The organism is Kitasatospora sp. NPDC057738 (assembly GCF_042798815.1).
Lineage (GTDB): Bacteria > Actinomycetota > Actinomycetes > Streptomycetales > Streptomycetaceae > Kitasatospora > Kitasatospora lactacystinica.
In genome coordinates this window covers 13,743-34,764 of the sequence record NZ_JBHVJT010000015.1, presented here as the reverse complement: position 1 = coordinate 34,764, position 21,022 = coordinate 13,743, and the positions used below count along the sequence as shown (strand labels likewise).

General features: G+C 67.4%; 35 protein-coding genes. All 35 read left to right on the top strand.

The window, feature by feature from the left end:
• The first annotated feature begins 120 nt into the window (after positions 1-120).
• The 35 genes from rpsJ (at position 121) to rpsI (ending at position 20,988) form a co-directional block, all read left to right on the top strand.
• Positions 121-429 carry a 30S ribosomal protein S10 gene (gene rpsJ / locus ACFVGO_RS10780; RefSeq protein ID WP_012785157.1) on the top strand — a complete coding sequence of 103 codons (309 nt, stop codon included), beginning with the start codon at positions 121-123 and terminating at the stop codon, positions 427-429.
• 14 nt (positions 430-443) lie between these two features.
• On the top strand, positions 444-1,091 hold the full coding sequence (gene rplC / locus ACFVGO_RS10775; RefSeq protein ID WP_189916064.1) for a 50S ribosomal protein L3: 648 nt from the start codon (positions 444-446) through the stop codon (positions 1,089-1,091).
• Positions 1,092-1,096: 5 nt separating this feature from the next.
• Positions 1,097-1,774, top strand: a complete 678-nt coding sequence (gene rplD / locus ACFVGO_RS10770) for a 50S ribosomal protein L4 (protein WP_359897509.1) — start codon at positions 1,097-1,099, stop codon at positions 1,772-1,774.
• Positions 1,774-2,091, top strand: coding sequence for a 50S ribosomal protein L23 (rplW, locus tag ACFVGO_RS10765; protein WP_030280768.1), 318 nt, complete (start codon positions 1,774-1,776; stop codon positions 2,089-2,091). Before rplD ends, rplW begins: the two co-directional genes overlap by 1 nt.
• Positions 2,092-2,134: 43 nt before the next feature.
• Complete coding sequence (rplB, locus tag ACFVGO_RS10760) at positions 2,135-2,971, top strand: 50S ribosomal protein L2 (RefSeq protein ID WP_320440637.1); 837 nt, start codon at positions 2,135-2,137, stop codon at positions 2,969-2,971.
• 11 nt (positions 2,972-2,982) lie between these two features.
• Positions 2,983-3,264, top strand: a complete 282-nt coding sequence (gene rpsS, locus ACFVGO_RS10755; protein ID WP_030055821.1) for a 30S ribosomal protein S19 — start codon at positions 2,983-2,985, stop codon at positions 3,262-3,264.
• A 57-nt stretch (positions 3,265-3,321) separates the two neighbouring features.
• The gene (gene rplV, locus ACFVGO_RS10750; protein WP_030055822.1) at positions 3,322-3,669 is read left to right on the top strand and encodes a 50S ribosomal protein L22; all 348 of its coding nucleotides are present in this window, start codon (positions 3,322-3,324) and stop codon (positions 3,667-3,669) included.
• On the top strand, positions 3,669-4,493 hold the full coding sequence (gene rpsC, locus ACFVGO_RS10745; RefSeq protein ID WP_359820416.1) for a 30S ribosomal protein S3: 825 nt from the start codon (positions 3,669-3,671) through the stop codon (positions 4,491-4,493). The genes rplV and rpsC overlap by 1 nt, the downstream gene beginning before the upstream one ends.
• A gap of 5 nt (positions 4,494-4,498) precedes the next feature.
• Positions 4,499-4,918 (top strand): 50S ribosomal protein L16, encoded by a 420-nt coding sequence (gene rplP, locus ACFVGO_RS10740; protein WP_030055824.1) that lies wholly within the window; start codon positions 4,499-4,501, stop codon positions 4,916-4,918.
• A complete protein-coding gene (gene rpmC, locus ACFVGO_RS10735) occupies positions 4,918-5,142 on the top strand; it encodes a 50S ribosomal protein L29 (RefSeq protein ID WP_063348970.1) in 225 nt (74 codons plus the stop codon). The genes rplP and rpmC overlap by 1 nt, the downstream gene beginning before the upstream one ends.
• Complete coding sequence (gene rpsQ / locus ACFVGO_RS10730) at positions 5,142-5,414, top strand: 30S ribosomal protein S17 (RefSeq protein WP_030055826.1); 273 nt, start codon at positions 5,142-5,144, stop codon at positions 5,412-5,414. The genes rpmC and rpsQ overlap by 1 nt, the downstream gene beginning before the upstream one ends.
• 102 nt (positions 5,415-5,516) lie before the next feature.
• Positions 5,517-5,888 (top strand): 50S ribosomal protein L14, encoded by a 372-nt coding sequence (gene rplN / locus ACFVGO_RS10725; protein WP_030393301.1) that lies wholly within the window; start codon positions 5,517-5,519, stop codon positions 5,886-5,888.
• Positions 5,889-5,903: 15 nt separating this feature from the next.
• On the top strand, positions 5,904-6,215 hold the full coding sequence (gene rplX / locus ACFVGO_RS10720; RefSeq protein ID WP_030055828.1) for a 50S ribosomal protein L24: 312 nt from the start codon (positions 5,904-5,906) through the stop codon (positions 6,213-6,215).
• On the top strand, positions 6,215-6,784 hold the full coding sequence (gene rplE, locus ACFVGO_RS10715) for a 50S ribosomal protein L5 (RefSeq protein WP_030393302.1): 570 nt from the start codon (positions 6,215-6,217) through the stop codon (positions 6,782-6,784). The genes rplX and rplE overlap by 1 nt, the downstream gene beginning before the upstream one ends.
• Positions 6,785-6,788: 4 nt before the next feature.
• Positions 6,789-6,974 carry a type Z 30S ribosomal protein S14 gene (locus ACFVGO_RS10710; RefSeq protein ID WP_030393303.1) on the top strand — a complete coding sequence of 62 codons (186 nt, stop codon included), beginning with the start codon at positions 6,789-6,791 and terminating at the stop codon, positions 6,972-6,974.
• A gap of 268 nt (positions 6,975-7,242) precedes the next feature.
• Positions 7,243-7,650, top strand: coding sequence for a 30S ribosomal protein S8 (gene rpsH, locus ACFVGO_RS10705; RefSeq protein WP_033824224.1), 408 nt, complete (start codon positions 7,243-7,245; stop codon positions 7,648-7,650).
• A gap of 22 nt (positions 7,651-7,672) precedes the next feature.
• A complete protein-coding gene (gene rplF / locus ACFVGO_RS10700) occupies positions 7,673-8,212 on the top strand; it encodes a 50S ribosomal protein L6 (RefSeq protein WP_030393304.1) in 540 nt (179 codons plus the stop codon).
• A 3-nt stretch (positions 8,213-8,215) separates the two neighbouring features.
• Positions 8,216-8,599, top strand: coding sequence for a 50S ribosomal protein L18 (gene rplR / locus ACFVGO_RS10695; RefSeq protein ID WP_030280785.1), 384 nt, complete (start codon positions 8,216-8,218; stop codon positions 8,597-8,599).
• Between the two features lie 48 nt (positions 8,600-8,647).
• On the top strand, positions 8,648-9,271 hold the full coding sequence (gene rpsE / locus ACFVGO_RS10690) for a 30S ribosomal protein S5 (protein WP_030055834.1): 624 nt from the start codon (positions 8,648-8,650) through the stop codon (positions 9,269-9,271).
• The gene (gene rpmD / locus ACFVGO_RS10685) at positions 9,271-9,453 is read left to right on the top strand and encodes a 50S ribosomal protein L30 (RefSeq protein WP_030055835.1); all 183 of its coding nucleotides are present in this window, start codon (positions 9,271-9,273) and stop codon (positions 9,451-9,453) included. Before rpsE ends, rpmD begins: the two co-directional genes overlap by 1 nt.
• Positions 9,454-9,455: 2 nt before the next feature.
• Positions 9,456-9,908 carry a 50S ribosomal protein L15 gene (gene rplO / locus ACFVGO_RS10680; RefSeq protein ID WP_255752515.1) on the top strand — a complete coding sequence of 151 codons (453 nt, stop codon included), beginning with the start codon at positions 9,456-9,458 and terminating at the stop codon, positions 9,906-9,908.
• Positions 9,909-10,218: 310 nt separating this feature from the next.
• Positions 10,219-11,529, top strand: a complete 1,311-nt coding sequence (gene secY, locus ACFVGO_RS10675; RefSeq protein ID WP_359820423.1) for a preprotein translocase subunit SecY — start codon at positions 10,219-10,221, stop codon at positions 11,527-11,529.
• A complete protein-coding gene (locus ACFVGO_RS10670) occupies positions 11,529-12,182 on the top strand; it encodes an adenylate kinase (RefSeq protein WP_359897508.1) in 654 nt (217 codons plus the stop codon). Before secY ends, ACFVGO_RS10670 begins: the two co-directional genes overlap by 1 nt.
• A gap of 117 nt (positions 12,183-12,299) precedes the next feature.
• A complete protein-coding gene (map, locus tag ACFVGO_RS10665) occupies positions 12,300-13,139 on the top strand; it encodes a type I methionyl aminopeptidase (protein WP_359897507.1) in 840 nt (279 codons plus the stop codon).
• A 131-nt stretch (positions 13,140-13,270) separates the two neighbouring features.
• A complete protein-coding gene (gene mscL / locus ACFVGO_RS10660) occupies positions 13,271-13,696 on the top strand; it encodes a large conductance mechanosensitive channel protein MscL (RefSeq protein WP_359897506.1) in 426 nt (141 codons plus the stop codon).
• 194 nt (positions 13,697-13,890) lie between these two features.
• Positions 13,891-14,112 carry a translation initiation factor IF-1 gene (gene infA, locus ACFVGO_RS10655; protein WP_003956442.1) on the top strand — a complete coding sequence of 74 codons (222 nt, stop codon included), beginning with the start codon at positions 13,891-13,893 and terminating at the stop codon, positions 14,110-14,112.
• Between the two features lie 32 nt (positions 14,113-14,144).
• Entirely contained in the window at positions 14,145-14,258 is a 114-nt protein-coding gene (gene rpmJ / locus ACFVGO_RS10650) for a 50S ribosomal protein L36 (RefSeq protein ID WP_003956441.1), read from the top strand.
• A 176-nt stretch (positions 14,259-14,434) separates the two neighbouring features.
• The gene (gene rpsM, locus ACFVGO_RS10645) at positions 14,435-14,815 is read left to right on the top strand and encodes a 30S ribosomal protein S13 (RefSeq protein ID WP_350511311.1); all 381 of its coding nucleotides are present in this window, start codon (positions 14,435-14,437) and stop codon (positions 14,813-14,815) included.
• 72 nt (positions 14,816-14,887) lie between these two features.
• Entirely contained in the window at positions 14,888-15,295 is a 408-nt protein-coding gene (gene rpsK / locus ACFVGO_RS10640; protein ID WP_030232513.1) for a 30S ribosomal protein S11, read from the top strand.
• Between the two features lie 129 nt (positions 15,296-15,424).
• On the top strand, positions 15,425-16,447 hold the full coding sequence (locus tag ACFVGO_RS10635) for a DNA-directed RNA polymerase subunit alpha (protein WP_049649049.1): 1,023 nt from the start codon (positions 15,425-15,427) through the stop codon (positions 16,445-16,447).
• A 127-nt stretch (positions 16,448-16,574) separates the two neighbouring features.
• Positions 16,575-17,054: a 50S ribosomal protein L17 gene (gene rplQ, locus ACFVGO_RS10630; RefSeq protein WP_359897505.1), complete on the top strand. Its 480-nt coding sequence runs from the start codon at positions 16,575-16,577 to the stop codon at positions 17,052-17,054.
• 82 nt (positions 17,055-17,136) lie between these two features.
• Positions 17,137-18,048, top strand: coding sequence for a tRNA pseudouridine(38-40) synthase TruA (gene truA, locus ACFVGO_RS10625; protein ID WP_380631384.1), 912 nt, complete (start codon positions 17,137-17,139; stop codon positions 18,046-18,048).
• A 41-nt stretch (positions 18,049-18,089) separates the two neighbouring features.
• The gene (locus ACFVGO_RS10620; protein ID WP_380631383.1) at positions 18,090-19,748 is read left to right on the top strand and encodes an ABC-F family ATP-binding cassette domain-containing protein; all 1,659 of its coding nucleotides are present in this window, start codon (positions 18,090-18,092) and stop codon (positions 19,746-19,748) included.
• A 241-nt stretch (positions 19,749-19,989) separates the two neighbouring features.
• Positions 19,990-20,433 carry a 50S ribosomal protein L13 gene (gene rplM / locus ACFVGO_RS10615; protein WP_030055846.1) on the top strand — a complete coding sequence of 148 codons (444 nt, stop codon included), beginning with the start codon at positions 19,990-19,992 and terminating at the stop codon, positions 20,431-20,433.
• Positions 20,434-20,478: 45 nt separating this feature from the next.
• Positions 20,479-20,988 (top strand): 30S ribosomal protein S9, encoded by a 510-nt coding sequence (rpsI, locus tag ACFVGO_RS10610; RefSeq protein ID WP_350503556.1) that lies wholly within the window; start codon positions 20,479-20,481, stop codon positions 20,986-20,988.
• Positions 20,989-21,022 lie beyond the last annotated feature (34 nt).

Here is a 21,022-nt window from a genome sequence, read left to right as displayed (position 1 = left end):
AAAGTTCTAAACCGACGAAGTGATTCGTTGGTTTTTTGCAAGCGCGAGTGCGACACGCCCGAGCGCGGGGGTCGGAGGGTTGTCGTGCAGTGACTAAGGACAAAGGACTACTGAGTAGCCATGGCGGGACAGAAGATCCGCATCCGGCTCAAGGCCTACGACCACGAGGTCATCGACTCTTCGGCGAAGAAGATCGTCGAGACGGTGATCCGTACTGGTGCGCAGGTCGCGGGCCCGGTGCCGCTGCCCACTGAGAAGAACGTGTACTGCGTCATCCGCTCGCCGCACAAGTACAAGGACTCGCGCGAGCACTTCGAGATGCGTACTCACAAGCGTCTGATCGACATCCTCGACCCCACGCCGAAGACGGTTGACTCGCTGATGCGTCTCGACCTGCCGGCCGGCGTCGACATCGAGATCAAGCTCTGAGAGGCGCACCGAAGATGGCTAAGCAGATTAAGGGCATCCTGGGCGAGAAGCTCGGCATGACCCAGGTCTGGGACGAGAACAACCGGGTCGTCCCGGTGACCGTCGTCAAGGCTGGGCCCAATGTCGTGACCCAGGTCCACACCGCCGACAGCCCGGCCGGCTACGACGCCGTCCAGATCGGCTTCGGCGAGATCGACCCCCGCAAGGTGAACAAGCCCCTCGCGGGTCACTTCGCCAAGGCCGGTGTCACCCCGCGCCGCCACCTGGTCGAGCTGCGTACCTCGGACGCGTCCGAGTACACCCTGGGCCAGGAGATCACCGCCGAGCTGTTCGAGGCGGGTGTCAAGGTCGACGTGACCGGCACCTCCAAGGGCAAGGGCTTCGCCGGTGTCATGAAGCGCCACAACTTCCGGGGCCTCGGCGCCGGTCACGGCGTGCAGCGCAAGCACCGTTCGCCCGGTTCCATCGGTGGCTGCGCCACCCCGGGCCGCGTGTTCAAGGGCCTGAAGATGGCCGGCCGGATGGGTCACGAGCGTGTGACCACCCAGAACCTGACCGTGCACGCGGTTGACGCGGAGAAGGGTCTGCTCCTGATCAAGGGTGCGATCCCGGGCCCGAACGGCGGCCTCGTCCTCGTCCGCACCGCGGCGAAGGGGCTGTGAAGGATATGAGCACCATTGACATCCTGTCGCCCTCGGGTGACAAGACCGGCAGCCTCGAGCTGCCGGCCGAGATCTTCGACGCGAAGGTCAGCGTTCCGCTGATGCACCAGGTCGTCGTGGCGCAGCTCGCTGCGGCCCGTCAGGGCACCCACAAGACCAAGACTCGTGGCGAGGTCCGTGGCGGCGGCAAGAAGCCGTACCGCCAGAAGGGCACCGGCCGCGCCCGTCAGGGCTCGACCCGTGCGCCGCAGTTCGCCGGCGGTGGCGTCGTGCACGGTCCCGTGCCGCGCGACTACTCGCAGCGGACCCCGAAGAAGATGATCGCCGCCGCTCTGCGCGGTGCGCTCACCGACCGGGCCCGCCACAACCGCATCCACGTCGTCACCGACGTGGTCGCGGCCGAGGTGCCGTCGACCAAGGCCGCCAAGGGCCTGTTCGGCAAGATCACCGAGCGCAAGAACGTCCTCCTGGTCGTCGAGCGCGAGGACGAGCTGGGCCTGAAGTCCGCTCGTAACCTGCCGCACGTGCACATCCTGGACGCCGGTCAGCTGAACACCTACGACGTGCTCGTCTCCGACGATGTGGTCTTCACCCAGGCCGCCTTCGAGCGTTTCGTGGCCGGTCCGGCCGCGTCCGCCAAGGCCGTTGCCGCTGAGGGCGAGCTCGAAGGGAGCGCCGCCTGATGAGCGACGTTACGAGCAAGACGTTCACGGACCCCCGTGACGTCCTGGTGAAGCCGGTCATCTCCGAGAAGAGCTACAGCCTTCTCGACGAGAACAAGTACACGTTCATCGTGTCGCCGGGCGCCAACAAGACCCAGATCAAGCAGGCCGTCGAGGCGGTCTTCTCGGTCAAGGTCGAGGCTGTCAACACGATCAACCGTCAGGGCAAGCGCAAGCGCTCCAAGACGGGCTTTGGCAAGCGCAAGGACACCAAGCGCGCCATCGTGACGCTGGCCGAGGGCAACCGCATCGACATCTTCGGTGGTCCGGTCTCCTAACGGAGATCGTGATCGTCGATAAGGACGAGGACGAGAGAGCCAAATGGGCATCCGCAAGTACAAGCCGACTACGCCGGGCCGTCGTGGCTCCAGCGTGGCCGACTTCGTAGAGATCACGCGGTCCACGCCGGAGAAGTCGCTGGTTCGCCCCCTGCACAGCAAGGGCGGCCGTAACAACGCCGGTCGGATCACCGTTCGCCACCAGGGTGGCGGTCACAAGCGCGCCTACCGCGTGATCGACTTCCGTCGTCACGACAAGGACGGCGTGCCGGCCAAGGTCGCGCACATCGAGTACGACCCGAACCGCACCGCGCGCATCGCGCTCCTGCACTACGCGGACGGCGAGAAGCGCTACATCATCGCGCCGCGCGGCATCGCGCAGGGTGACCGGATCGAGAACGGCGCTGGCGCCGACATCAAGCCGGGCAACAACCTGCCGCTGCGCAACATCCCGGTCGGTACCACCATCCACGCGGTGGAGCTGCGTCCCGGTGGCGGTGCCAAGCTGGCCCGCTCCGCCGGCTCCGGCATCCAGCTGCTGGCGCGTGAGGGCAAGATGGCGCACCTGCGCATGCCCTCCGGCGAGATCCGCCTGGTGGACGCGCGCTGCCGCGCGACCGTCGGCGAGGTCGGCAACGCCGAGCAGTCGAACATCAACTGGGGCAAGGCCGGCCGTATGCGCTGGAAGGGCGTTCGCCCGACCGTGCGTGGTGTGGCCATGAACCCGATCGACCACCCGCACGGTGGTGGTGAGGGTAAGACCTCCGGTGGTCGCCACCCGGTCTCGCCGTGGGGCCAGAAGGAGGGTCGTACCCGTCGCCCGAAGAAGGCGTCGGACGCTCTCATCGTGCGCCGCCGCAAGACCAACAAGAAGCGCTAGGAGCAGGTCAGATGCCGCGCAGTCTCAAGAAGGGCCCCTTCATCGACGGCCACCTTCTCAAGAAGGTGGACGCGCAGAACGAGGCGGGTACCCAGAACGTCATCAAGACCTGGTCCCGTCGCTCCGTGATCTTCCCGGCCATGCTCGGCCACACGATCGCGGTTCACGATGGTCGCAAGCACGTCCCGGTGTTCGTCACCGAGTCGATGGTCGGCCACAAGCTGGGCGAGTTCGCTCCGACCCGCACCTTCCGCGGCCACGTCAAGGACGACCGCAAGTCGAAGCGTCGCTAGTCGCCTGAGCTTCACCGCCAGAACGACTCAATGACTTACTCCATTAAGGGGACAACCATGGAAGCCAGGGCCCAGGCGCGGTACATCCGCGTCACGCCCATGAAGGCCCGCCGCGTGGTGGACCTCATCCGTGGCCTGCCGGCCACGGAGGCCCAGGCCGTCCTGCGTTTCGCTCCGCAGGCCGCCACCGTGCCGGTCGGCAAGGTGCTCGACAGCGCCATTGCCAACGCCGCGCACAACTACAACCACTCCAACGTGGACGACCTCGTCATCAGCGAGGCGTACGTTGACGAGGGTCCGACCCTGAAGCGGTTCCGCCCGCGTGCCCAGGGCCGCGCCTACCGGATCCGCAAGCGGACCAGCCACATCACCGTGGTCGTCAGCAGCAAGGAAGGGACCCGGTAATGGGCCAGAAGGTTAACCCGCACGGGTTCCGCCTCGGCATCAGCACGGACTTCAAGTCCCGCTGGTACGCCGACAAGCTGTACAAGGACTACGTCAAGGAAGACGTTGCCATTCGTCGCATGATGACGAAGGGCATGGAGCGCGCCGGCATCTCGAAGGTTGAGATCGAGCGCACCCGCGACCGCGTCCGCGTCGACATCCACACCGCCCGCCCCGGCATCGTCATCGGTCGCCGTGGCACCGAGGCCGACCGCATCCGCGGCGACCTCGAGAAGCTGACCGGCAAGCAGGTCCAGCTGAACATCCTCGAGGTCAAGAACCCCGAGCTGGACGCCCAGCTCGTGGCTCAGGGCGTCGCGGAGCAGCTGTCCTCGCGCGTCTCCTTCCGCCGTGCCATGCGCAAGTCGATGCAGGGCACCATGAAGTCCGGCGCCAAGGGCATCAAGGTCCAGTGCTCCGGTCGTCTCGGCGGCGCCGAGATGAGCCGTTCGGAGTTCTACCGCGAGGGTCGCGTGCCGCTGCACACCCTGCGTGCGAACGTCGACTACGGCTTCTTCGAGGCCAAGACCACCTTCGGCCGCATCGGCGTGAAGGTCTGGATCTACAAGGGCGACGTCAAGAACATCGCCGAGGTCCGCGCTGAGAACGCCGCTGCCCGCTCGGGCAACCGCCCGGCCCGTCCCGAGGGTGGTCGTCCCGCCCGCGGTGGCGACCGCCGTGGTGGCGAGCGCGGTGGCCGTGGCCGTCGCCCCGCCGCTGCCGAGGCCCCCGCGGCCGCGGCCGCCGAGGCTCCGGCTGCCGAGAACACCGGAACGGAGGCCTGACCCCAATGCTGATCCCCCGTCGGGTCAAGCACCGCAAGCAGCACCACCCCAAGCGCCGCGGCGCTGCCAAGGGTGGCACCGAGCTCGCGTTCGGCGAGTACGGCATCCAGGCCGTCACCCCGGCCTACGTGACGAACCGGCAGATCGAGTCCGCTCGTATCGCCGTCACCCGTCACATCAAGCGTGGCGGCAAGGTCTGGATCAACATCTACCCGGACCGTCCGCTCACCAAGAAGCCGGCCGAGACCCGCATGGGTTCCGGTAAGGGTTCGCCCGAGTGGTGGATCGCGAACGTGCACCCGGGTCGGGTCATGTTCGAGCTGTCGTACCCCAACGAGAAGGTGGCTCGTGAGGCGCTGACCCGCGCAGCTCACAAGCTCCCGATGAAGTGCCGGATCATCCGGCGCGAGGCAGGTGAGAGCTGATGTCGGCCGGCACCAAGGCTGCTGACCTCCGCGAGCTGGACAACGAGGGTCTCGTTGCCAAGCTCCGTGAGGCCAAGGAGGAGCTGTTCAACCTCCGCTTCCAGGCGGCGACCGGGCAGCTCGACAACCACGGACGGCTGAAGCTCGTCCGCAAGGACATCGCGCGGATCTACACCCTGATGCGCGAGCGCGAGCTGGGCATCGAGACGGTGGAGAACGCCTGATGACTGAGAACACCAACGAGACGCGCGGTTTCCGCAAGACCCGTGAGGGTCTCGTCGTCAGCGACAAGATGGACAAGACCGTCGTCGTCGCCGTCGAGGACCGCGTCAAGCACGCTCTGTACGGCAAGGTCATCCGCCGTACGAACAAGCTGAAGGCGCACGACGAGGCGAACGCCTGCGGCATCGGCGACCGGGTCCTCCTCGCGGAGACCCGCCCGCTGTCCGCGACGAAGCGCTGGCGCGTCGTCGAGATCCTCGAGAAGGCCAAGTAACGAAGCCGATGTGGTACGGCCGTATGTGCAGCGGGTCCCTGAGGGACGCCGGTGTGAGCAGCGGCCGGCCCGTCAGCTCTCGTTGACGATCAGGAGAAAGCTGTGATCCAGCAGGAGTCGCGACTGCGTGTCGCCGACAACACGGGCGCGAAGGAAATCCTTTGCATCCGCGTTCTCGGTGGCTCCGGTCGTCGCTACGCCGGTATCGGGGACGTCATCGTCGCGACCGTCAAGGACGCGATCCCCGGCGGTTCGGTGAAGAAGGGTGACGTCGTCAAGTGCGTCGTCGTCCGTACCGTGAAGTCGCGTCGTCGTCCGGATGGCTCGTACATCCGCTTCGACGAGAACGCCGCGGTTGTTCTGAAGAACACCGACGGTGACCCCCGTGGCACCCGCATCTTCGGCCCGGTGGGCCGCGAGCTGCGTGACAAGAAGTTCATGAAGATCATCTCGCTTGCGCCGGAGGTGCTCTAACTCATGGCGAACAGCATGAAGATCAAGAAGGGTGACCTGGTTCAGGTCATCACCGGCAAGGACCGCGGCAAGCAGGGCAAGGTCATCCAGGCCATGCCCGCCGAGAACAAGGTCCTGGTCGAGGGTGTGAACCGGGTCAAGAAGCACACCAAGCCGGGCCCGGGCACTCAGGGTGGCATTGTCACCGTCGAGGCCCCGGTGCACGTCTCCAACGTCCAGCTGGTCGTGGAGAAGGACGGCAAGAAGGTCGTCACCCGCGTTGGCTACCGCTTCGATGACGAGGGCAACAAGATCCGCGTTGCCAAGCGAACCGGTGAGGACATCTGATGTCTGAGACGACTGTTGAGAAGGTGACCCCCCGTCTCAAGGAGCGTTACAACTCCGAGATCAAGGGTCAGCTGCAGGAGCAGTTCTCGTACGAGAACGTCATGCTGACGCCCGGCCTGGTCAAGGTCGTCGTCAACATGGGTGTCGGCGAGGCCGCCCGTGACAGCAAGCTGATCGAGGGCGCGATCCGCGACCTGACCGCGATCACCGGTCAGAAGCCGGCCGTGACCAAGGCTCGCAAGTCCATCGCGCAGTTCAAGCTGCGCGAGGGCCAGCCGATCGGCACGCACGTCACCCTCCGCGGTGACCGCATGTGGGAGTTCCTGGACCGTCTGGTTTCGCTGGCCCTGCCGCGAATCCGTGACTTCCGCGGCCTCTCCCCGAAGCAGTTCGACGGCCGTGGCAACTACACCTTCGGTCTGACCGAGCAGGTTATGTTCCACGAGATCGACCAGGACAAGGTCGACCGTCAGCGCGGTATGGACATCACCGTCGTGACCACCGCTCAGACCGACGACGAGGGCCGGGCGCTCCTGCGCGCTCTGGGCTTCCCGTTCAAGGAGGCGTGAGCCAATGGCGAAGAAGTCCCTCATCGCGAAGGCCGAGCGGAAGCCGAAGTTCGGCGTCCGGGCCTACACCCGGTGCCAGCGCTGCGGCCGTCCGCACTCGGTGTACCGCAAGTTCGGCCTGTGCCGTGTCTGCCTCCGTGAGATGGCGCACCGCGGCGAGCTGCCGGGCGTGACCAAGAGCTCCTGGTAATCAAGGCGCTTTAGGCACACAGCGAAGCAGAGGTGCCCGATCCCACACCGGCCCGTTTTGGGCCTGCCGTACGGATTCCCGTAAGGTAGTGGGGTCGGGCCCCCTGCCACGGCTTCCCCATGGACGTCCGTGGCCCTCTCAAGGGAGGGCTCGCACCCAGTCTTACGACGTCGCAGGTCCCCTGCGCTTGTGCCCCTGACGAACTCGGAAGAGTGCGTAAGGGGGACCTGGCGCGGAGAAACCGCGGCGAGAGAGGCCTGAGGCCATCATGACCATGACCGACCCCATCGCAGACATGCTCACGCGTCTGCGTAACGCGAACTCGGCGTACCACGACACCGTGGCGATGCCGGCCAGCAAGATCAAGGCGCACGTCGCCGAGATCCTGCAGCAGGAGGGGTACATCTCCTCCTACAAGGTTGAGGAGCCCGTCGAGGGCGAGGTCGGCAAGAAGCTGACCATCGAGCTCAAGTTCGGCCCCAACCGTGAGCGCTCCATTGCCGGCATCAAGCGCATCAGCAAGCCGGGTCTGCGCGTTTACGCAAAGTCCACCAACCTGCCGAAGGTTCTCGGCGGCCTGGGCGTGGCGATCATCTCCACGTCCTCCGGCCTCCTGACCGACAAGCAGGCCGCCAAGAAGGGCGTAGGCGGAGAAGTTCTCGCCTACGTCTGGTAATTCGGGAAACGGAGGTACAGCAATGTCGCGCATTGGACGGCTGCCCATCCAGGTCCCCGCTGGCGTGGACGTCACCATCGATGGCCAGACGGTCTCGGTGAAGGGCCCGAAGGGCTCCCTCACCCACGTCGTCGCCGCGCCGATCGAGATCGGCAAGGGCGAGGACGGCATTCTGGCTGTCACCCGCCCCAACGACGAGCGTCAGTCGAAGGCCCTGCACGGCCTGACCCGCACGCTGGTGGCGAACATGATCACCGGCGTGACCGCGGGCTACCGCAAGTCGCTGGAGATCAGCGGTGTCGGCTACCGAGTTCTGGCGAAGGGCTCCGACATGGAGTTCCAGCTGGGCTACAGCCACCCGATCCTCGTCGAGGCGCCCGAGGGCATCTCCTTCGTCGTCGAGTCGGCCACCAAGTTCCACGTGGACGGCATCGACAAGCAGAAGGTCGGCGAGGTCGCCGCGAAGATCCGCAAGCTGCGCAAGCCGGACCCGTACAAGGCCAAGGGTGTCAAGTACGCGGGCGAGGTCATCCGCCGCAAGGTCGGAAAGAGTGGTAAGTAAGCGATGAGTGTCTCTGTCAAGATCGGCAAGGGCAACGCCTACAAGAGCGCCGCTCGCAAGCGCCGCGCGATCCGCGTTCGCAAGCGCGTCGTCGGCACCGAGGTGCGTCCGCGCCTCGTCGTGACGCGCTCGAACCGTCACATGGTCGCCCAGGTCATCGACGACGCCAAGGGTCACACCCTGGCGTCGGCGTCCACCCTCGACGTGTCCATCAAGGGCGCCGAGGGCGACAAGACCGAGCTGGCCAAGAAGGTCGGGAGCCTGGTCGCCGAGCGCGCCAAGGCCGCCGGCATCGAGTCGGTCGTCTTCGACCGCGCGGGCAACCGGTACGCCGGCCGCATCGCCGCCCTGGCGGACGCGGCCCGCGAGGCCGGGCTCGACTTCTAAGCCGCTCGTCGACTCTGTCGACGGACGTAAACGAGAGAGGTAATTCCAATGGCTGGACCCCAGCGCCGCGGTAGCGGCGCCGGCGGTGGCACCGGCGGTGGCGAGCGGCGCGACCGTAAGCGTGACGACCGGGGCAACGCCCCCGCCGTCGAGAAGACCGCTTACGTCGAGCGCGTCGTCGCGATCAACCGTGTCGCCAAGGTTGTCAAGGGTGGTCGTCGCTTCAGCTTCACCGCGCTGGTCGTGGTGGGCGACGGTGACGGCACCGTGGGTGTCGGTTACGGCAAGGCGAAGGAGGTTCCGGCCGCCATCGCCAAGGGTGTTGAGGAGGCCAAGAAGAACTTCTTCAAGGTCCCCCGTATCCAGGGCACCATCCCGCACCCGATCCAGGGTGAGAAGGCCGCCGGCGTCGTGCTGCTGAAGCCCGCCGCCCCCGGTACCGGTGTTATCGCCGGTGGTCCGGTGCGCGCCGTCCTGGAGTGCGCCGGCATCCACGACATCCTGTCGAAGTCGCTCGGCTCGGACAACGCGATCAACATCGTGCACGCCACGGTGGCCGCTCTGAAGGGCCTCGTGCGCCCCGAGGAGATCGCCGCCCGTCGTGGTCTGCCGCTGGAGGACGTGGCCCCCGCCGCTCTGCTGCGGGCGCGTGCTGCTGGGGTGAGCGCCTGATGGCTCGCCTGAAGATCACGCAGACCAAGTCGTACATCGGCAGCAAGCAGAACCACCGTGACACCCTGCGTTCGCTTGGTCTCAAGCGCATGCACGACGTGGTGGTCAAGGAGGACCGTCCCGAGATTCGCGGGATGGCCCACACGGTCCGTCACCTGGTGACGGTTGAGGAGGTGGACTGATCATGGGCGACAACCCGATCAAGATCCACAACCTGCGTCCCGCCCCGGGTGCCAAGACCGACAAGATCCGCGTGGGTCGTGGTGAGGGCTCCAAGGGTAAGACCGCTGGTCGTGGTACCAAGGGCACGAAGGCCCGCTACCAGGTTCCGCAGCGCTTCGAGGGTGGCCAGATGCCGCTCCACATGCGCCTGCCGAAGCTGAAGGGTTTCAAGAACCCGTTCAAGATCACCTTCCAGGTCGTCAACCTCGACAAGCTGGCCGAGCTCTACCCGCAGGGTGGAGAGGTCACGGTCGAGGACCTGGTCGCCAAGGGCGCGGTTCGCAAGAACTCCCTCGTCAAGGTGCTCGGCACCGGCGAGATCTCGGTTGCCCTGCAGGTGACGGTCGACGCCGTCTCCGGCTCGGCCGCCGAGAAGATCACCGCCGCCGGCGGTACGGTCACCGAGCTCGTCTGAGCCCGCTGACAACCGGCTTCGAGCCCCGCACCTCCTCCGGGAGGTGCGGGGCTCGCGCCGTTCCCGGGGATATCCGGCCGGACGGCGCTCGTTCTTTTGTGTGGCAAACCCGGGCATCCCGTACCCCATGAGTGGGGGAGGGGTGGTACGCGCTTCTTCCGAGTGGCTGCGCACTGTTAGAGTCCGTGGAGTTCCCTTGTAGGCTGCGCGTAGGCTCGCCTGTGCCGTCTGTACGGGAGCCCGAACCGCCAAACTCCCCATTCAGGACCGACCCTCCCGCCGACGACGCGCGGGAGGCGCAGGAGGCACCGTGCTCAGTGCGTTCGCGCGGGCGTTCCAGACGCCCGACCTGCGCAAGAAGCTGCTGTTCACGCTGGGCATCATGGTGCTGTTCCGCCTGGGCTCGCACATCCCGATCCCGGGCGTGAGCTTCACGGCCGTGAACGAGTGCGTGAAGGAGACCAAGAACAGCGGCCTCTTCGGACTCGTCAACCTGTTCAGCGGTGGCGCGCTCCTCCAGCTGACGATCTTCGCCCTCGGCATCATGCCGTACATCACGGCGAGCATCATCCTCCAGCTCCTCACCGTCGTGATCCCGCGACTGGAGATGCTGAAGAAGGAGGGACAGGCCGGCCAGGCCAAGATCACCCAGTACACCCGCTACCTGACCATCGCGCTCGCCGTGCTCCAGGGCACCGGCATCGTGGCGACGGCCTCCAGCGGTGCGCTGTTCTCCGGCTGCCCGCTGGCCAACCAGATCGTCCCGGACACCGGCGTGTTCCGGATCGCCGTCATGGTGCTCACCATGACCGCCGGCACGACGGTCATCATGTGGCTCGGCGAGCTGATCACCGACCGCGGCATCGGCAACGGCATGTCGCTGCTGATCTTCACCTCGATCGCGGCCCAGTTCCCGTCCTCGATGTGGGCGATCAAGCAGTCCGGCACCATCGGCGGCGGCTGGGTCGAGTTCCTCTCGGTGGTCGCGGTCGGCGTCATCGTCGTGATGCTGGTCATCTTCGTCGAGCAGGCCCAGCGCCGGATCCCGGTCCAGTACGCGAAGCGGATGATCGGGCGCCGCGCGTTCGGCGGGACCTCGACCTACATCCCGCTCAAGGTGAACCAGGCCGGTGTCATCCCGGTCATCTTCGCCTCGTCGCTGCTGTACATCCCCGCCCTGGTGGTCCAGCTGACCAACAGCCAGGCAGGCTGGGCCACGTGGATCCGGACGAACTTCGTCAAGGGTGACCACCCGATCTACATGGCCACCTACTTCCTGCTGATCGTCTTCTTCGCGTTCTTCTACGTCGCCATCTCCTTCAACCCCGAAGAAGTTGCCGACAACATGAAGAAGTATGGTGGGTTCATCCCGGGTATCCGGGCCGGCCGACCGACGGCCGAGTACCTGAACTACGTGCTGACCCGTATCACGTGGCCGGGTTCGCTCTACCTGGGCCTGATCGCGTTGATCCCGATGATCGCCCTGGTCGCCTTCGGACAGCAGACCAACTTCCCGTTCGGCGGCACCAGCGTGCTCATCGTCGTCGGCGTCGGACTCGAAACTGTGAAGCAGATCGAGAGCCAGCTCCAGCAGCGCAATTACGAAGGGTTCCTCCGCTGATGCGTATCGTCCTCGTTGGTCCTCCCGGGGCCGGGAAGGGTACTCAGGCGCACCTGCTCGCCAAGACCCTGTCCATCCCGCACATCTCCACCGGCGACCTGTTCCGTGCCAACATCGGCCAGGGCACCCCGCTGGGGCTCGAGGCCAAGGGCTACATGGACGCCGGCCGCCTGGTACCGGACGAGGTCACCATCGGGATGGCCAAGGACCGCATGCTCCAGGCGGACGCCGAGAACGGCTTCCTGCTCGACGGCTTCCCCCGCAACCTGGGCCAGGCCGAGGCGCTCGACGAGTTTCTCGCCGAGAAGGGCATCAAGCTGGACGGCGTCCTGGACCTGGAGGTCCCCGAGGACGAGGTCGTCAAGCGGATCGCGGGCCGTCGCCTGTGCCGCAAGAACGGCAGCCACGTGTTCCACGTCGCGTACAACCCGCCGAAGGAGGAGGGTGTCTGCGACGAGTGCGGTGGCGAGCTCTACCAGCGCTCCGACGACACCGAGGCGGCGGTGCGCACCCGTCTGGAGGTCTACCACACGGAGACCGAGCCGATCATCGGCTACTACAAGGAGCAGGGGCTGCTGGTGACCATCCTGGCCCTCGGCAAGGTGGACGAGGTCACCTCCCGCGCCATCGAGGCGCTGAAGCGGGACAGCTGAGTCTCTCGGCGAACGTACGACGGTACGGCCGGGTCGCCCGCCCCTCGCGGGTGGCCCGGCCGTTTCGGCGTCGTACGGTGGTAGCAGTGGTAATCCGGACTTGGAAGGCGTGACCAGATGGTGGAGATCAAGACCCCCGAGCAGATCGCGAAGATGCGAGCGGCCGGGCTGGTCGTCGCCGAGGCCCTGAAGGCCTGTCGCGAGGCGGTCGTCCCCGGGGTGACCACCCAGGAGCTCAACGACGTCGCGGACAAGGTCATCACCGGCCACGGTGCCACCTCGAACTTCCGGGCCCACCACGGCGGGCTCTGGTTCCCGGGCGTGATCTGCGCCTCGGTGAACAACGAGGTCGTGCACGGCATCCCCGGCGAGCGGGTGCTCCAGGAGGGTGACGTCATCTCGATCGACTGCGGCGCCATCCTGGACGGCTGGCACGGCGACTCGGCCATCACGGTGGCGGTCGGCGAGGTCAGCCCGGAGGTCGAGATGCTGAGCCGGGTCACCGAGGGCTCGATGTGGGCCGGCATCGCCCAGATGAAGAAGAACAACCGCCTGGTGGACGTCTCCAAGGCGATCGAGGGCTTCATCCGTCGCCAGCCGCTGCCGCCGAAGGGCAAGTGGGGCATCACCGAGGGCTACGGCGGCCATGGCATCGGCACCGCGATGCACATGGAGCCGCACGTGCTGAACTACGTCGAGCGCGGCCGCGGCAAGGGCCCGAAGCTGGTCCCCGGCACCGTGCTGGCGATCGAGCCGATGGTCTCGCTCGGCACCCCGCACACCACCGTGCTGGACGACGAGTGGACGGTCGTCACCAACGACGGCACCTGGGCCTCGCACTGGGAGCACTCGGTGGCCGTCACCGAGCAGGGCCCGCTGGTGCTGACCGCCTTCGACGGCGGCAGGGCGGAGCTGGCCAAGCTGGGCATCACCGCAGCTCCGGACCCCCTCGCGTAGTCGCCACGGCGCCCAACTGCCGCTGCTGACAAGGGATCAGAGCCCTGGAGGTTTGGACCTCCAGGGCTTTTGTCCTATTTTTATCGGCTGGCAGGGTCCGTAGTGGCTCACGAGCGAGCAGGAGAGAGTAAGTGCTCAAGGGATTCCGCGACTTCATGATGCGCGGCAACGTCGTCGACATGGCGGTCGGTGTGGTCATCGGTGCCGCGTTCACCGCGGTGGTGACCGGCTTCGTGTCCGCCTTCCTCACCCCGTTGGTGGGCGTGGTGGTCGGTGCGGCCGGCGACTTCAGCTCGTACAAGGCGCACATCGCGGGGGTGACCTTCCCGTACGGGCAGTTCCTCAACGTGCTGATCGCGTTCTTCATGACCGCCGCGGTGCTGTACTTCTGCGTGGTGCTGCCGATCACCAAGGCGACCGCGCGCTACATGCCGAAGAAGCCGAAGACGCCGAAGCGTCCCTGCCCCGAGTGCCTGACCGAGATCCCCGAGGCCGCCCGCCGCTGCTCGGCCTGCACCGCCCACGTCGAGCCGCTGGTGGTCGTCGCCAAGGCCTGACGCGACGGGTGTGACGGTGACCGCTTTCCGGGACCCCCGTTTTGGTCCGTCGGACGCGCTGGCGTAGGATGGACCGTCGGCTCACTCGTAGCGTGCTTCAGCGCGCCCTCTTCCCCCCGGGGGAGGGGTGAACCCAGGTTCGCACGAGCGTTCCGCATACGGTAGCCGGTCCCGGAAGGTGGATCTCGCAGTTCATGGCTAAGAAGCAAGGCGCCATTGAGATCGAGGGCACCGTGATCGAGTCTCTGCCGAACGCGATGTTCAAGGTCGAGCTGCAGAACGGTCACAAGGTCCTCGCGCACATCAGTGGCAAGATGCGCATGCACTACATCCGCATCCTGCCGGACGACCGGGTCGTCGTGGAGCTCAGCCCCTACGACCTCACGCGCGGGCGGATCGTCTACCGCTACAAGTAAGAACGTCAGATCTAGACCCGGAGAACCTGAACATGAAGGTCAAGCCGAGCGTCAAGAAGATCTGCGACAAGTGCAAGGTGATCCGCCGTCACGGCCGGGTCATGGTGATCTGCGACAACCTGCGCCACAAGCAGCGCCAGGGCTGATCTCTCCCCAGCATTTCTCGTAGTACTTCGCGCGACGCGAAAACGTCATAAGCGGGCTGCCCGATCCGTTCCGTCCGGAACGGACTGCCACCCCCGGTCAGAGGCCGGGGCTCCCTCACCGTGAGGTGTCGGAGTAGGTAGCACGCAAGACCTCTGAAAAAGCACAGGAGCCTTGAATGGCACGCCTCGCCGGCGTTGATCTCCCCCGTGAGAAGCGGATCGAGATCGCCCTCACCTACGTGTACGGCATCGGCCGTACCCGCGCCCAGCAGACCCTGGCCGAGACCGGTGTGAACCCGGACGTCCGCGTCCGCGACATCACCGAGGACGACCTGGTCAAGCTGGGTCAGTACATCGACGCCAACTACACGGTCGAGGGTGACCTCCGCCGTGAGGTGGCCGCCGACATCCGCCGCAAGGTCGAGATCGGCTGCTACGAGGGTCTGCGTCACCGCCGTGGCCTGCCGGTCCGCGGCCAGCGCACCCACACCAACGCGCGTACCCGCAAGGGCCCGCGTCGCGCGATCGCCGGCAAGAAGAAGCCGGGCAAGAAGTAGTCCGTCCCGTAACCGGACATCCCTCCGGCCCGCGGGTCAGCGGACCGACCACCTCAGTAGGAGAACAGACTTATGCCCCCCAAGGGTCGTCAGGCTGCCGGCGCGAAGAAGATCCGCCGCAAGGAAAAGAAGAACGTCGCTCACGGCCACGCGCACATCAAGAGCACGTTCAACAACACCATCGTTTCGATCACCGACCCCGCGGGCAACGTGATCTCCTGGGCCTCCGCCGGCCACGTCGGCTTCAAGGGCTCGCGCAAGTCCACCCCGTTCGCCGCGCAGATGGCCGCCGAGGCCGCTGCCCGTCGCGCGCAGGAGCACGGCATGCGCAAGGTTGACGTCTTCGTGAAGGGTCCGGGCTCCGGCCGCGAGACCGCGATCCGTTCGCTCCAGGCCACCGGCCTGGAGGTCGGCTCGATCCAGGACGTCACCCCCACCCCGCACAACGGCTGCCGTCCGCCGAAGCGCCGCCGCGTCTGACGCAGCGCCTTCGGGCACGCAGGTGATGTTTTAAACCTCGTACGGGCTCCCGTTCTCCACGGGAGCCCGTACGCTTGGTCCTGTCGGCATCAAATAGTGGGTGCCGAAGACAACCGGAGGATTTCCCCCATGCTTATCGCTCAGCGTCCCTCGCTGACCGAAGAGGTCGTCGACGAGTTCCGCTCCCGGTTCGTGATCGAGCCGCTGGAGCCGGGCTTCGGCTACACCCTCGGCAACTCCCTGCGCCGCACGCTCCTGTCGTCGATCCCGGGTGCCGCTGTCACCAGCATCCGCATCGACGGCGTCCTGCACGAGTTCACCACCGTGCCGGGCGTCAAGGAGGACGTGACCGACCTCATCCTCAACATCAAGCAGCTGGTCGTCTCCTCGGAGCACGACGAGCCGGTCGTGATGTACCTGCGCAAGCAGGGCCCGGGTGTCGTCACCGCCGCCGACATCGCCCCGCCGGCGGGTGTCGAGGTGCACAACCCCGAGCTGGTCCTCGCCACGCTGAACGGCAAGGGCAAGCTGGAGATGGAGCTGACCGTCGAGCGCGGTCGCGGCTACGTCTCCGCCGTCCAGAACAAGGCCTCCGGCCAGGAGATCGGCCGCATCCCGGTCGACTCGATCTACAGCCCGGTGCTGAAGGTCACCTACAAGGTCGAGGCCACCCGTGTCGAGCAGCGGACCGACTTCGACAAGCTGATCGTCGACGTCGAGACCAAGCCCGCCATGCGTCCGCGCGACGCCATGGCCTCGGCCGGCAAGACCCTGGTCGAGCTGTTCGGTCTCGCCCGCGAGCTGAACATCGACGCCGAGGGCATCGACATGGGCCCGTCCCCGACGGACGCCGCCCTGGCCGCTGACCTGGCGCTGCCGATCGAGGAGCTGGAGCTCACCGTCCGCTCCTACAACTGCCTCAAGCGCGAGGGCATCCACACCGTGGGTGAGCTCGTCGCCCGCTCCGAGGCCGACCTGCTCGACATCCGCAACTTCGGTGCGAAGTCGATCGACGAGGTCAAGGCGAAGCTGGCCGGCATGGGCCTGGCCCTCAAGGACAGCCCGCCCGGGTTCGACCCGACCGCTGCCGCCGACGCCTTCGGCGCCGACGACCTCGACGACTCGCACTTCGCCGAGACCGAGCAGTACTAAGAGAATTGGCCGCGGGGGCGGTTCCACGGAGCCGCCCCCGCCGTCGCGAAAGTCGTACGGGCAACAGTGCCCGTACGCCCGCTGCGGTACCTGATACGGCCGTAGTCGGAGATCCAAGGAGAAATCCATGCCGCGTCCCACCAAGGGTGCCCGCCTCGGCGGCGGCCCGCACCACGAGCCGCTGCTGCTCGCCGGTCTGTGCCGGGAGCTGTTCCAGTACGGCCGCATCACCACGACCGAGGCCAAGGCCCGTCGGATGCGCCCGCTGGCGGAGAAGCTGATCACCAAGGCGAAGAAGGGCGACATCCACAACCGTCGCCTGGTGCGCAAGACCATCACCGACATCTCGGTGCTGCACACCCTCTTCACCGAGATCGCGCCGCGCTACGAGAACCGCCCGGGTGGCTACACCCGCATCACCAAGATCGGTCCCCGTCGTGGCGACAACGCCCCGATGGCCGTGATCGAGCTGGTCGAGGCGCTGACCGTCGCGCAGACCGCCGTCGGCGAGGCCGAGGCCGCCACCAAGCGCGCCGTCAAGGAGGCCGACGAGGCCGCTGCCGTCGAGACCAAGGCCGACGAGGCCGAGGCCGCCGAGCAGGCCTGACGCCTCTAGGTGTTCCGCGGGCCCGTTTCCCCAGCAGTGGGGGAGCGGGCCCGTTCCTCATCCCCGGGAGATGTGAGAAGCAGTGGTCAACGATTGCGCCGAGCAGCCGCCGGTGAAGGACGGCCCGGCCGACGGGTACGTCCGGGTCCGGCTCGACCTCGCCTACCAGGGCGCCGAGTTCTCCGGCTGGGCCCGCCAGAAGGGCGGCCGGCGGACGGTCCAGGAGGAGATCGAGACCGCGCTGCAGATCGTCACCCGCAGCCCCGAACTGTTCCCGCTGACGGTGGCCGGCCGCACCGACGCCGGGGTGCACGCCCGCGGCCAGGTCGCCCACGTCGACCTGCCCGCCGAGCTGTGGGAGGCGCACCGGGAGAAGCTGCTGCGCCGGCTGGCGGGCCGGCTGCCCGGGGACGTCCGGATCTACCGGGTCGGCGAGGCGCCGGCCGGGTTCGACGCCCGTTTCTCGGCGGTCTGGCGCCGGTACGCGTACCGCGTCGCCGACCACCCGGGCGGGGTGGACCCGCTGCTGCGCGGCCACGTGCTCTGGCACGACCGCCCGCTGGACGTGGACCGGATGAACGCCGCGGCGAAGCTGCTGCTCGGCGAGCACGACTTCGCCGCGTACTGCAAGAAGCGCGAGGGTGCCACCACCATCCGCACCCTGCTGGAGCTGCACTGGGACCGCGTCCCGGTGGACTCCTACGCGGCCCAGGAGGGCTCGCTCGCGGTCGCCACCGTCCGGGCCGACGCCTTCTGCCACAACATGGTCCGGGCGCTGGTCGGCGCGATGCTGCTGGTCGGCGACGGGCACCGGCCGGTGGAGTTCCCCGGCGAGGTGCTGGCGGGCGGGGTGCGCAACTCCGCCGTCAACGTGATCCGGCCGTACGGGCTCACGCTGGAGGAGGTCGGCTACCCGCCGGACGACCAGCTGGCCGAGCGCAACCGGGCGGCCCGGCGGATGCGGACCCTGCCCGGGCAGCCGGCCGTCGGGTAATCCGTTTTGGCCCGGCGCGTCCGCTTGGGAGAATCGCTCCCATGGGACACGTCGAGATTTCGCACCTGGAGTACTACCTGCCGGACGGGCGCGTGTTGTTCGACGACGCGTCCTTCCGGGTCGGAGAGGGCGCCGCGGTCGCCCTGGTCGGTGCCAACGGCGCCGGCAAGACCACCCTGCTGCGCATGATCGCGGGGGACATCCAGCCGCACGGCGGCTCGGTGACGATCAGCGGCGGGCTCGGCGTGATGCGCCAGTTCGTCGGCACCACCGGCCGCGAGGACCAGTCGTCCACCCCGGGCGCGCTGCCGGCCGACGCCTCGGTGCGCGACCTGCTGGTGTCGGTCGCCCCCGAGCGGATCGCCAAGGCCGCCCGCGCGGTGGACGCCGCCGAACTGGCGATGATCGCCCAGGACGACGAGAAGACGCAGATGGCCTACGCCCAGGCGCTCTCCGACTGGGCCGACGTCGGCGGCTACGACTACGAGACGGACTGGGACGTCTGCACCACGGCGGCCCTCGGGGTGCCGTTCGACAAGGCCCAGTGGCGGGGCCTGAACACCCTCTCCGGCGGCGAGCAGAAGCGGCTCGTCCTGGAGGCGCTGCTGCGCGGCCCGGAGGAGGTGCTGCTGCTCGACGAGCCGGACAACTACCTGGACGTCCCGGGCAAGCGCTGGCTGGAGGAGGCCATCATGACCACCTCGAAGACGGTGCTGTACATCTCGCACGACCGCGAGCTGCTCTCGAAGACCGCGGACAAGATCATCGCCGTCGAGTCCGGCGCCGCCGGCAGCAGCGTCTGGGTGCACGGCGGCGGCTTCGACAGCTTCCACGAGGCCCGCAAGGACCGCTTCGCGCGCTTCGAGGAACTGGGCCGGCGCTGGGACGAGGAGCACGCCAAGCTCAAGAAGCTGGTCGTCACCCTGCGCCAGGCGGCCTCGGTCAGCCACGCGCTCGCCACCCGCTACGCCGCCGCCCAGACCCGGCTGAAGAAGTTCGAGGAGGCCGGCCGCCCGGAGGAGCCCCCGCGCGAGCAGAGCATCACCATGCGGCTCAAGGGCGGGCGCACCGGCATGCGCGCCTTCACCCTGGAGCAGCTGGAGCTCACCGGCCTGATGCAGCCCTTCGACCTGGAGGTCTTCTACGGCGAGCGGGTCGCGGTGCTGGGCGCCAACGGCGCCGGCAAGTCGCACCTGCTGCGGCTGCTGGCCGGTGACACGACGGTCGGGCACACCGGGGACTGGAAGCTCGGCGCCCGGGTCGTACCCGGCCACTTCCGGCAGACCCACGCCCACCCGGAGCTGTTCGGCCGCACCGTGCGGTCGATCGTCGAGGAGGAGCACGCGCTCAGCCGCGGCGCCGCGATGGGGGCGCTGCGCCGCTACGAGCTGGACCGCCAGGAGGAGCAGAAGTTCGAGTCGCTGTCCGGCGGGCAGCAGGCCCGGCTGATGATCCTCAAGCTCGAACTCTCCGGCGTGACGGCCCTGTTGCTCGACGAGCCGACCGACAACCTGGACCTGGAGAGCGCCGAGGCCCTGCAGACCGGCCTGGAGGCCTTCGAGGGCACCGTGCTGTGCGTCACCCACGACCGCTGGTTCGCCAGGACCTTCGACCGCTTCCTGGTGTTCGGGGCGGACGGCCGGGTGTACGAGTCGTCGGAGCCGGTCTGGGACGTGACCCGGGTGGAGCGCGAACGCTGAGTCGCGACCGGCCCGGCCGGGAGGGGTCCAGCCGATTTTTGACCCCTCAGGGTCGGGCCGGTAACCTGGACGCTTGATGTGCGTATTGGCTCGCTCTATCTCACGTGAGAGGTCGGTACGCCGGAGACATCAGGTCGTCGACCAGCGGTCCCCCTTGAATTGCGTCCAAGGTTGGCCAGGCTGCTCTGCCGTCCGGGTGCTCCTGTCAGGACTCACTCACTGAAAAGCGAAGGCTACGACCGTGCGTACGTACAGCCCCAAGCCCGGCGACGTCCAGCGTCAGTGGCACGTCATCGACGCGACCGACGTCGTGCTCGGCCGCCTGGCCTCCCAGGCCGCCAACCTCCTCCGGGGCAAGCACAAGGCGATCTACGCGCCGCACGTTGACACTGGTGACTTCGTCATCATCATCAACGCCGACAAGGTGCACCTGTCCGGTAACAAGAAGACCCAGAAGCTGGCCTACCGCCACTCGGGCTTCCCGGGCGGTCTGCGCTCGGTGCGCTACGACGACCTGCTGGCGAACAACCCGGAGAAGGCCGTCGAGAAGGCCATCAAGGGCATGATCCCCAAGAACAGCCTGGGCCGCCAGATGCTCTCCAAGCTGAAGGTCTACTCGGGCGACCAGCACCCGCACGCTGCCCAGCAGCCGGTGCCGTTCGAGATCACCCAGGTCGCGCAGTAATTCGGCCACCAAGCCCCCCAACACTGAAAAGAGCTGAGGAACATCGTGGCCGAGACCACTGAAACCCTTGAGGTCGACTTCGACGAGGCCGTTGAGGCCGTCGAGGGCGAGTACACCTCCGAGGAGAGCTACACCTCCGAGTCCCTGGCCGGCCGCTTCGGCGAGGCCACCCCGGGCGCCGGCCTCGGCCGTCGCAAGGAGGCGATCGCCCGCGTGCGCATCGTCCCCGGCACCGGCCAGTGGAAGATCAACGGTCGCACCCTCGAGGGTTACTTCCCGAACAAGGTGCACCAGCAGACCGTGAACGAGCCCTTCAAGCTCCTTGAGCTGGACGGCCGTTACGACGTCGTCGCCCGCATCAGCGGTGGTGGCGTGTCCGGCCAGGCCTACGCGCTGCGCCTCGGCGTCGCCCGTGCCCTGAACGAGGCCGACGTGGACAACAACCGCGCCGCCCTGAAGAAGGCCGGCTTCCTGATGCGTGACGCCCGTGCCGTCGAGCGCAAGAAGGCCGGTCTGAAGAAGGCCCGCAAGGCGCCGCAGTACAGCAAGCGCTAATCGCCTCCCCGGGGGTGCGCTCCGCCCTGGCGGC

What these genes read in the sequence shown, in the direction of transcription:
- rpsJ (WP_012785157.1), top strand. Translation starts at nt 121, where the DNA reads ATGGCGGGACAGAAGATCCGCATCCGGCTCAAGGCCTACGACCACGAG.
- rplC (WP_189916064.1), top strand. Translation starts at nt 444, where the DNA reads ATGGCTAAGCAGATTAAGGGCATCCTGGGCGAGAAGCTCGGCATGACC.
- rplD (WP_359897509.1), top strand. Translation starts at nt 1,097, where the DNA reads ATGAGCACCATTGACATCCTGTCGCCCTCGGGTGACAAGACCGGCAGC.
- rplW (WP_030280768.1), top strand. Translation starts at nt 1,774, where the DNA reads ATGAGCGACGTTACGAGCAAGACGTTCACGGACCCCCGTGACGTCCTG.
- rplB (WP_320440637.1), top strand. Translation starts at nt 2,135, where the DNA reads ATGGGCATCCGCAAGTACAAGCCGACTACGCCGGGCCGTCGTGGCTCC.
- rpsS (WP_030055821.1), top strand. Translation starts at nt 2,983, where the DNA reads ATGCCGCGCAGTCTCAAGAAGGGCCCCTTCATCGACGGCCACCTTCTC.
- rplV (WP_030055822.1), top strand. Translation starts at nt 3,322, where the DNA reads ATGGAAGCCAGGGCCCAGGCGCGGTACATCCGCGTCACGCCCATGAAG.
- rpsC (WP_359820416.1), top strand. Translation starts at nt 3,669, where the DNA reads ATGGGCCAGAAGGTTAACCCGCACGGGTTCCGCCTCGGCATCAGCACG.
- rplP (WP_030055824.1), top strand. Translation starts at nt 4,499, where the DNA reads ATGCTGATCCCCCGTCGGGTCAAGCACCGCAAGCAGCACCACCCCAAG.
- rpmC (WP_063348970.1), top strand. Translation starts at nt 4,918, where the DNA reads ATGTCGGCCGGCACCAAGGCTGCTGACCTCCGCGAGCTGGACAACGAG.
- rpsQ (WP_030055826.1), top strand. Translation starts at nt 5,142, where the DNA reads ATGACTGAGAACACCAACGAGACGCGCGGTTTCCGCAAGACCCGTGAG.
- rplX (WP_030055828.1), top strand. Translation starts at nt 5,904, where the DNA reads ATGAAGATCAAGAAGGGTGACCTGGTTCAGGTCATCACCGGCAAGGAC.
- rplE (WP_030393302.1), top strand. Translation starts at nt 6,215, where the DNA reads ATGTCTGAGACGACTGTTGAGAAGGTGACCCCCCGTCTCAAGGAGCGT.
- ACFVGO_RS10710 (WP_030393303.1), top strand. Translation starts at nt 6,789, where the DNA reads ATGGCGAAGAAGTCCCTCATCGCGAAGGCCGAGCGGAAGCCGAAGTTC.
- rpsH (WP_033824224.1), top strand. Translation starts at nt 7,243, where the DNA reads ATGACCATGACCGACCCCATCGCAGACATGCTCACGCGTCTGCGTAAC.
- rplF (WP_030393304.1), top strand. Translation starts at nt 7,673, where the DNA reads ATGTCGCGCATTGGACGGCTGCCCATCCAGGTCCCCGCTGGCGTGGAC.
- rplR (WP_030280785.1), top strand. Translation starts at nt 8,216, where the DNA reads ATGAGTGTCTCTGTCAAGATCGGCAAGGGCAACGCCTACAAGAGCGCC.
- rpsE (WP_030055834.1), top strand. Translation starts at nt 8,648, where the DNA reads ATGGCTGGACCCCAGCGCCGCGGTAGCGGCGCCGGCGGTGGCACCGGC.
- rpmD (WP_030055835.1), top strand. Translation starts at nt 9,271, where the DNA reads ATGGCTCGCCTGAAGATCACGCAGACCAAGTCGTACATCGGCAGCAAG.
- rplO (WP_255752515.1), top strand. Translation starts at nt 9,456, where the DNA reads ATGGGCGACAACCCGATCAAGATCCACAACCTGCGTCCCGCCCCGGGT.
- ACFVGO_RS10670 (WP_359897508.1), top strand. Translation starts at nt 11,529, where the DNA reads ATGCGTATCGTCCTCGTTGGTCCTCCCGGGGCCGGGAAGGGTACTCAG.
- map (WP_359897507.1), top strand. Translation starts at nt 12,300, where the DNA reads ATGGTGGAGATCAAGACCCCCGAGCAGATCGCGAAGATGCGAGCGGCC.
- infA (WP_003956442.1), top strand. Translation starts at nt 13,891, where the DNA reads ATGGCTAAGAAGCAAGGCGCCATTGAGATCGAGGGCACCGTGATCGAG.
- rpmJ (WP_003956441.1), top strand. Translation starts at nt 14,145, where the DNA reads ATGAAGGTCAAGCCGAGCGTCAAGAAGATCTGCGACAAGTGCAAGGTG.
- rpsM (WP_350511311.1), top strand. Translation starts at nt 14,435, where the DNA reads ATGGCACGCCTCGCCGGCGTTGATCTCCCCCGTGAGAAGCGGATCGAG.
- rpsK (WP_030232513.1), top strand. Translation starts at nt 14,888, where the DNA reads ATGCCCCCCAAGGGTCGTCAGGCTGCCGGCGCGAAGAAGATCCGCCGC.
- ACFVGO_RS10635 (WP_049649049.1), top strand. Translation starts at nt 15,425, where the DNA reads ATGCTTATCGCTCAGCGTCCCTCGCTGACCGAAGAGGTCGTCGACGAG.
- rplQ (WP_359897505.1), top strand. Translation starts at nt 16,575, where the DNA reads ATGCCGCGTCCCACCAAGGGTGCCCGCCTCGGCGGCGGCCCGCACCAC.
- ACFVGO_RS10620 (WP_380631383.1), top strand. Translation starts at nt 18,090, where the DNA reads ATGGGACACGTCGAGATTTCGCACCTGGAGTACTACCTGCCGGACGGG.